7 protein-coding genes are annotated in these 8,421 nt (G+C 66.0%); 6 read left to right on the top strand and 1 reads right to left on the bottom strand.

Annotation, left to right across the window (positions count from 1 at the left end; translation table 11 throughout):
• Positions 1-82: 82 nt before the first annotated feature.
• Both ASF09_RS15875 and ASF09_RS15880 read left to right on the top strand, forming a co-directional pair.
• Positions 83-1,921, top strand: coding sequence for an acetyl/propionyl/methylcrotonyl-CoA carboxylase subunit alpha (locus ASF09_RS15875; RefSeq protein ID WP_060527073.1), 1,839 nt, complete (start codon positions 83-85; stop codon positions 1,919-1,921).
• The gene (locus tag ASF09_RS15880; protein ID WP_060527074.1) at positions 1,921-2,370 is read left to right on the top strand and encodes a MaoC family dehydratase; all 450 of its coding nucleotides are present in this window, start codon (positions 1,921-1,923) and stop codon (positions 2,368-2,370) included. Before ASF09_RS15875 ends, ASF09_RS15880 begins: the two co-directional genes overlap by 1 nt.
• On the opposite strand, the gene ASF09_RS15885 is transcribed toward ASF09_RS15880, so the two are convergent.
• The gene (locus ASF09_RS15885) at positions 2,367-2,924 is read right to left on the bottom strand and encodes an arylesterase (protein WP_235529852.1); all 558 of its coding nucleotides are present in this window, start codon (positions 2,922-2,924) and stop codon (positions 2,367-2,369) included. The genes ASF09_RS15880 and ASF09_RS15885 overlap by 4 nt on opposite strands.
• Before the next feature lie 255 nt (positions 2,925-3,179).
• On the opposite strand from ASF09_RS15885, the gene ASF09_RS15890 reads away from it, so the two are divergent.
• The 4 genes from ASF09_RS15890 to ASF09_RS15905 all read left to right on the top strand — a co-directional run bounded on the left by ASF09_RS15890 (position 3,180) and on the right by ASF09_RS15905 (position 8,032).
• A complete protein-coding gene (locus ASF09_RS15890; RefSeq protein WP_060527115.1) occupies positions 3,180-3,854 on the top strand; it encodes an ABC transporter ATP-binding protein in 675 nt (224 codons plus the stop codon).
• Complete coding sequence (locus ASF09_RS15895) at positions 3,851-6,349, top strand: ABC transporter permease (RefSeq protein ID WP_060527076.1); 2,499 nt, start codon at positions 3,851-3,853, stop codon at positions 6,347-6,349. The genes ASF09_RS15890 and ASF09_RS15895 overlap by 4 nt, the downstream gene beginning before the upstream one ends.
• Positions 6,350-6,497: 148 nt before the next feature.
• Positions 6,498-7,643: a YihY/virulence factor BrkB family protein gene (locus tag ASF09_RS15900; protein ID WP_082444334.1), complete on the top strand. Its 1,146-nt coding sequence runs from the start codon at positions 6,498-6,500 to the stop codon at positions 7,641-7,643.
• On the top strand, positions 7,643-8,032 hold the full coding sequence (locus ASF09_RS15905) for a reverse transcriptase-like protein (RefSeq protein WP_060527077.1): 390 nt from the start codon (positions 7,643-7,645) through the stop codon (positions 8,030-8,032). The genes ASF09_RS15900 and ASF09_RS15905 overlap by 1 nt, the downstream gene beginning before the upstream one ends.
• Positions 8,033-8,421: the final 389 nt, after the last annotated feature.

Genomic DNA, 8,421 nt, shown 5'->3' on the forward strand with positions numbered 1-8,421 from the left:
TTCCTGCCGTCGAGGGGCTTTCGAGCCCGATGTGCACATCGCTGGAGCGTCTGCACTTTGTGCACTTCCGCGGCGCGAATCGATGATCGAGTCCCTCCTGATCGCCAATCGCGGCGAGATCGCCTGCCGCATCATCCGCACCGCAAGGGCGCTCGGCATCCGCACGATCGCGGTCTATTCGGACGCCGACGCGAACGCACTCCACGTCCGCCAGGCCGACGAAGCCGTCCACATCGGCGCCTCCCCGGCGCGCGAAAGCTACCTCGTCGGCGACCGCATCATTGCCGCTGCGAAGGATACAGGCGCGCAGGCGATCCATCCCGGCTACGGTTTTCTCTCGGAGAACGCGGACTTCGCCCAAGCCGTGCTCGACGCCGGGCTGGTCTGGGTCGGTCCCAACCCCGACAGCATCCGCGCGATGGGTCTGAAGGACGCCGCCAAACAGCGCATGATCGCTGCTGGCGTCCCCGTCACGCCCGGCTATCTCGGCGAGGACCAGTCCCTCGAACGTCTGAAGACGGAAGCCGACGCGATCGGCTACCCCGTCCTCATCAAGGCGGTCGCTGGCGGCGGCGGCAAGGGCATGCGCCGCGTCGATACGGCCGCCGAGTTCGCCGACGCGCTTGTCTCGTGCCAGCGCGAGGCGGCCTCGTCGTTCGGCAATACCGACGTCCTGATCGAGAAATACATCCTCTCGCCGCGTCATATCGAGGTGCAGGTCTTCGGCGACAGCCACGGCAACGTCGTCCATCTCTTCGAACGCGACTGCTCGCTCCAGCGCCGCCACCAGAAGGTGATCGAGGAAGCCCCCGCACCCGGCATGGACGCCGCAACCCGCGAAGCGATCTGCGCCGCCGCCGTAAAGGCCGCCAAGGCGGTTGATTACGTCGGCGCCGGCACGATCGAGTTCATCGCCGACGCCAGCGAAGGCCTCCGCGCCGACCGCATCTGGTTCATGGAAATGAACACGCGGCTGCAGGTCGAGCATCCGGTCACCGAAGAGATCACCGGCCAGGACCTCGTCGAATGGCAACTCCGCGTCGCGTCGGGCGAGCCTTTGCCCATGCGTCAGGATGAACTGGTGATCGACGGCTGGGCGATGGAAGCGCGTTTATATGCGGAAGATCCCGCCAAGGGGTTCCTGCCGTCGATCGGAACGCTCGAACGCTTCGACCTCGGCACCACCGCCCGCGTCGATACCGGGGTAGAGCAGGGCGCTGAAATCTCGCCCTTCTACGATCCGATGATCGCCAAGGTCATCGCCTGGGGCGAAGACCGCGAGACTGCGCGCGAAGCCTTGGCGTATGCGCTCGACGGCGCGGTCGTCTGGCCGGTCCGCTCGAACGCGGGGTTCCTCGTCGAGGCGCTCGACCATTCCGACTTCGTGGCGGGCACGCTCGACACCGGGCTGATCGCCCGCGAAGGCGACGCGCTCATGCCGCCGACGCACCCGACCGAAGAGGCGTTGGCCGACGCCGCCGGCGCGCTCGTATCCGCCGATCCGATCGCTGGCTTCCGTCTCAACGCCGCGCCGCGTCGTAGCGCGACGTTCCTGCTGGACGGCGAACCGGTCGAGGTCGAACTCGACGGACACGCCGGAGCGGCGTCGGTGTTCGAAGACGTCCTGATCTCCGAAGCCGGCCAGACCTGGCAGCTCAAACCGTGGCGTGCGTCGGGTGTCGCTGCCGGCGGAGCAGCAGACGGCGCGATCCTGTCGCCGATGCCGGGCCGCATCATCGCAGTCGATGTTTCGACTGGCGATACCGTCACCAAGGGCCAAAAGCTCGTCACGCTCGAGGCGATGAAGATGGAGCATTCGCTGACGGCGCCGTTCGACGGCATCGTCGCGGACCTCAACGCAATCGAGGGCGGGCAGGTGACCGAAGGCACCATGCTCGTTCGCATCGAGAAGGATAGCTAATGGCCGGCCGCTATTTTGACGACTGGAGCATCGGCGACCGGATCGAGCACGAGATCCGCCGCACGGTGACCGAGACGGACAACCTCCTGTTCTCGACGATGACGCACAACCCGCAGCCGCTCCACCTCGATATCGAGGCAGCCAAGGCGAGCGAGTTCGGCCAAATCCTCGTCAACGGCACCTTCACTTTCGCGCTGATGGTCGGGCTGTCGGTCGGTGAGACGACGCTCGGCACGCTCGTCGCGAACCTCGGCTACGACAAGCTAATACATCCGAAACCCGTCTTCATCGGCGACACGATGCGTGCCGAGACGGAGGTTACAGAGCTTAAGCCGAGCAAGTCGCGTCCCGAGGCCGGCATCGTCACCTTCACCCACCGCCTGATCAACCAGCGCGACGAGGTCGTCTGCCAATGCCTGCGAACCGCGCTGCTCAAGCGAAGGGGTTAATCGGTTTTTCCAAGCGCAGTCTCGATCACCGGCGTTACCTTTGCCGCGATCTTGGCGACCCCACCGGGATTGGGATGAACATGATCGGCCTGCATCAACTGCGCATTGCCGATCACCCCGTCCAGAATGAACGGATAGAGTGCAACGTCGTACCGCTTGGCCAAGTCCGGCCAGATCGCGTTGAACTGATTGGCGAAGTCCGGCCCCAAATTGGGCGGCGCCATCATTCCGGTGAGCATAACCGGGATACCGCGACGCTTGGCCTCGTCGAGCATCGCCGTCATGTTCGCCCGCGTCTCGGCAGGCGAAATCTGGCGCAGCACGTCGTTCCCGCCAAGCCCGATCAACACGAGATCGGGTTTGCGCGTCATGTTGTCGAGCGCGAACGCGAACCGCTGGCGCCCCGCCGCGCTCGTATCCCCCGATACGCCCGCGTTGACGATCGTCGCATTGACCCCGTCACGCCGCAGCCGTGCCTGCAGCGCATCCGGCAGGCTCTGCCCGCGATCGAGCCCGTACCCCGCGTACAGGCTGTCCCCGAATGCGAGGATCAACTTCTGCGGACCTTTCGGCGCTGGCGTTGCAACTGCCGGCGCGACGGCATTGGTGGGAGGTGAGGGGGCGGGTGTCGTGGTGCTTCGATCGCATCCGATGAGCGGCCCGGCTTGGAGAAGGACCGCGCCGACCCCATACAGTGTCCGACGCCTGCTTTTTCGATTTCGCTCCAATTTGAAGATCTCCAACCACCCATGACTCACAGTGCGCACGACGCCGTGCCCGATCATGCCGCGGACGACGCCGCAGACGACATGGTGATCACCATTCGCGATGTCACCCTGACGCTCGGCGCAGCAAGCGCGGCAACGACGATCTTGAAAGGCATCGACCTCGATATCGCGCGCGGCACCAGCATCGCTCTGCTCGGGCCGTCGGGATCGGGTAAGTCGTCGCTGATGGCGATCCTGTCCGGACTCGAACAGGCGAGCGGCGGCAGCGTGCGGGTCGCGGGGCTCGATTTTAGCGCGCTCGACGAGGACGCTTTGTCGCGGGCAAGGCGTGGGCGGATCGGCATCGTCCTCCAGGCCTTCCATCTGTTGCCGACGATGACCGCACTGGAGAACGTCGCGGTGCCCATGGAGCTAGCCGGGATGCCCGACGCGTTCGCGCGCGCGGAGGCCGAACTGGCCGCGGTCGGACTGTCGCACCGTATCGGCCATTACCCGACCCAATTGTCGGGCGGCGAGCAGCAGCGCGTCGCGATCGCCCGCGCACTGGGGCCAAGGCCCGATATCGTGTTCGCCGACGAACCGACCGGCAATCTCGACACGGCGACCGGGGCGTCGATCATGGACCTGTTGTTCGATCGTCGCGCCGCGACCGGCGCGACGCTGATCGTCATCACGCACGATCCCGCGCTCGCGGCGCGCTGCGACCGGATCGTCGAACTCGGCGACGGGCGTATCGTCGCGGACCGCTTGCGGTGAACGACTGGACGCTGGCGTGGCGGCTTGCGCGGCGCGAACTCGACCTGCGGTTTCGCGGGCTGCGGCTGTTGCTCGCGTGCCTGTTCCTCGGCGTCGGGGCGCTCGCCGCAATCGGCAGCCTGACCCAGGCGATCGACACCGAACTCGCCTCCCGCGGAAGCGCGATCCTCGGCGGCGACGTGGAATTCGCGGCCTCGCAGCGCGCCGCCACGCCGGCCGAACGTGCGGCGATGGCGCGGCTCGGGACCGTGTCGGAGACGGTGCGGATGCAGGCGATGGCCGTGCGCGGCACCAACAGCGTGCCGATCGAGCTGAAAGGTGTCGATGCCGCCTATCCGCTCTATGGTACGCTGGCTTTGCGCGGTGGCCGATCGGCAAAACCGCTCGACGCGACGACCGTACTCGTGGTGCCCGCGCTGGCGGAGCGCCTCGGGATAGCGCCCGGCGCCAAGGTCAGGCTCGGCACCGCAGCGTTCACCGTCGGCGGGATCGTAACGAGCGAGCCGGACCGGCTGGGTGAGGGCTTTACGCTCGGCCCGGTCGCGATCGTCTCGCTCGCGGGGATCACACGGACCGGCCTCGTCCAGCCCGGCAGTCTGTACGAAAACAAGTACCGCGTCCGGTTGCCCGAAGGCGCGTCGCCGCAAACCGCCACCGACCGCTTCAAGACCGCGTTCGCGACCGCCGGCTGGGAAACCAAGACGCGAGATCGCGCCGCACCCGGTGCCGAGCGCTTCGTCGACCGGATGGGCCAGTTCCTCCTGCTCGTCGGTCTCTCCGCGCTGGTCATCGCCGGGATCGGCGTCGGCAACGGCGTGTCGTCCTACCTGACCGCGCGCCGCAGCAGCATCGCCGCGCTGAAAGTGCTGGGCGCCACCTCGGGGATCATCGCGCGGATCTATATCCTGCAGGTCGCGGTGGTCGCGGCGATGGGGATCGCCGCGGGGCTGGTCGCGGGTATCGTGACCGTGCCGCTGATAGTCTGGCTTGCCGGCGACGTCCTGCCCGTCGCGCCGCGGTTCGCCGTTCAGGTCGCACCGCTCGCGCTTGCCGCCGGGTACGGCATGCTGATCGCGCTGGCCTTTACCGCACCGCCCTTGATCGAGGCAGGGCGTATCCCTGCCGCCGGGTTGCTGCGCGGGCTGCCCGGCGAGCGCCGTGTACCGCTCCGCCGGACGCTTCCCTGGGTGATCGGTGCCGGTGCGGCGATCGTCGCGCTTGCGCTGCTGACCGCCGAACAGCCCGGTCTGAGTGCCGGCTTCCTCGCCGCGGTGGCGAGCGTGCTCGCGATCCTGGCGCTGTTCGGATGGAGCATCCGTCGCGGGGCGGCGCTGCTGCCTCGATCGCGGCGCCCGTTACTCCGCTTGGCGGTCGCCGGTCTGCACCGCCCCGGTGCGAGGACCGGGACGTTGGTCGTCGCGCTCGGTCTGGGCTTGACGCTGTTCGTCCTGCTGGCCGGCATCCGCACCAGCATCGACGCGAACATCGAGCGGACCGTGCCGCAGCGTGCGCCTGCGTTGTTCGCGCTCGACGTCCCACCCGATCGCGAGGCCGAGTTTCGCCGGGTCGTCGAAGCCGTCGCCATCCACCCGGTGATCCGAACGGTGCCGGCAATGCGCGGCACGATCACCGGCTATGGCACGACGCGGGTTGCCGATCTCAAGACGTTGCCCGAGGGCGCCTGGGCACTGCGTGGCGAGCGCGGTCTGACCTATTCCGAGACGCTTCCCGAAGGGAGCGTACTGACCGCGGGTCGGTGGTGGCCGCAAAGCTATCATGGGCCGCCGCTCGTCTCGATCGACGAGCGGCTGGCGAAGGTGCTCGATCTGAAGATTGGCGATCCGCTCAGCTACACGTTGCTCGGGGTGGAGCGAACCGCGACGATCGCATCGTTCCGGCGGATCAGCTGGGATACGCTTGGCTTCAACTTCGTGATGGTCTTCTCGCCAAACGCGATCGAAGACGCTCCGCACAATCTCGCGGCGACGATCGATCTCGCGCCCGGGCAGGAGGCGAGGGTGATGCGTGCGCTGCTGCCCCGCTTCCCGTCGGTCTCGGTGATCGAGGTGCGCGGTGTGCTGGGGCAGGTTCGCGCGATCGTCTCGCAGATGGCGACGGCGATCACCGCGGCGGCATCGGTCGCGATCCTGGCCGGTATCGCCGTGCTGATCGGTGCGATCGCCGCCGCACGCGAGGCGCGCACCTATGACGGCGTGATCCTGCGAACGCTTGGCGCCACGCGGCGGCAGGTGCTCGCGGTCCAGGCGCTCGAATACGCGTTTTTGAGCATCGTGCTGTCGCTGCTTGCCTTGCTGCTGGGGCTCGGCGGCGCGTGGTATGTGGTGACCCAGCTCTTCACGTTCGAATGGCTGCCGGATTACGCAGCGGTCTTCGCGACGCTGGTCGGAGGCGCCGGGCTGACGATGGCGATCGGACTGATTGGCGCGTGGCCAATTCTCGGCGCGCGCCCCGCACGCGCGCTTCGTGAGCTTTAGACTAGGAATGCGTACGAACATGCGGCACGTTTCCCGACCCGCGGCGTTGGGCTGATGCGGGGCGATCCTCGCGTCACCACCGTTTCCGAGGACCAAGATTCTGGCCGATACGACCGCTTTGCCGAACACTGCCACTAGCCCTTGGTCCATGTCTGCAGGCGAATGGTGGAAGGTCCTGAAACGGACTTGGACCGAGGCAGCGGACGATAATATCGGGCTTATCGCCGCGGGGACCGCGTTCTACGGGTTCGCGGCGATCGTCCCGTTGCTGGCGTCGGTCGTCCTGATCTATGGTCTGGTTGCCGATACCGCGACCGTCGTCGCCAACATCCGTGCTCTTTTCAACGTCCTCCCCGATGATGCGGCCCGCGTGATCGGCGATCAGTTGGCGACCGTCGTCGGCACATCGGAAGGCAAGAAGGGGTTCGGCCTCGTCATCGCGCTGGGGATCGCCTTGTACGGCGGCACCAAGGGTGCCTCGTCGATCGTCACCGCGCTCAACATCGCCTATGAAGAGAAGGAGACGCGGGGGTTCATCGTGTTGAACCTGCTGGCCTTCGCGATCACTGGTGGGGCGGTGATGCTGGCATTGGTTGCCGCCCTGTCGACCGCGGCGTTTGCGCTACTCGACAGCCTGATACCTGGCGCGCCGGAAATCATGCTTCTGGCGATCCGCCTCGTCAGTTACGGCGTGCTGGCCTCGCTGGGCGTTACGGCAGCGGCGTGCCTGTATCGGTTTGGCCCCAATCGTCACAAAGCCAAATGGGCGTGGCTGACGCCCGGATCTCTGGCTGCAACGGTTATCTGGCTGGGCGCGACGATCGGGTTCGGCGTCTATGTATCGCGCTTTGGAAATTACGGCGCGACCTATGGCTCGCTGAGCGCGGTCGTCGTGCTCCTCACGTGGCTGTGGCTCTCGGCTTACGTTTTCCTGCTCGGCGCAGAGCTGAATTCGGAACTGGAGCATCAGACGAAAAGTGACACGACGACCGGCGCGGCCACACCGATGGGAACGCGCGGTGCGACCGTCGCAGATACGGTTGCGACAGACATTGACCCGAAGCCAGTTGTTCAGCCCGAGGAGCGGGACAGGGTAGGGGTCTTGGCCGCAGTCCATTTCAGCGGCATGCAGGCAGGGTTACCAGCATCGCTTCTGGCGCTCGGCGGTCTGAGGTCGATCCGTCGCGGCTCACCGGTTGCGGGTCTTTGTCTGATCGCCGCCGGCGCAGCACTGGCACACCGGAAGCGGTGCGTGTCTGACGAGGTGGCAGCGAAAACGCGAGCCACGGACTGATGACATATGGGCGGTCGATCAAGCTGTTCTTCGATGGCGGCTGTCGGCCAAACCCCGGCCCAATCGAATGCGCCGTAGTCCGGAAGGGGGTCGCACACTACCAGCACGATCTCGGTAACGGGAGTAACAGCGACGCCGAATGGCTGGCTGCGATCCAGGCATTGGAGATCGCGGCACGAAACGGCGACCGCGATATCACGCTGCTCGGCGACTCCATGCTGGTCGTGACCCAAGCCAATCGAACGGCGCGATGTCGCTCGACCGAACTCGAAGCACACCAGGCCATGTTCATGAAGCTAGCCGTTGGGTTCGAGCGCCTACGCATCCGGCATATCGGTCGAGCCCAGAACCTTGCAGGCATAGCGTTGGCCAAGCTGCACCCCCGGTGAGGCTGATACCGTCCCGCCCAGCGTCACAGGGGCCGCAGGCTTCATTTTCCCGGAAACCGACCAAAAACTGTAAAATAGTGTTTGACGGGGTGGGGAGGTGGGCCTAGAGGGGTGTCACCGCAGCGGAGTGCCTCACCGGCTTCTGAAGCGGTCGNACCGACCAAAAACTGTAAAATAGTGTTTGACGGGGTGGGGAGGTGGGCCTAGAGGGGTGTCACCGCAGCGGAGTGCCTCACCGGCTTCTGAAGCGGTCGCAAAAAACCAGATGCTCCAAGCTTCTTCTAAGGAAGAGGTTATGCGAGTGTCGGTATTTTTGTCGGCTCTTTGACATTGTAGGTTAAGATGAAGGGACATGTGGGCGGCGGCTTGCGGTTTCCGGGCTCCTCAAG

The sequence above is a fragment of the Sphingomonas sp. Leaf242 genome (genome assembly GCF_001422045.1).
GTDB lineage: Bacteria > Pseudomonadota > Alphaproteobacteria > Sphingomonadales > Sphingomonadaceae > Sphingomonas.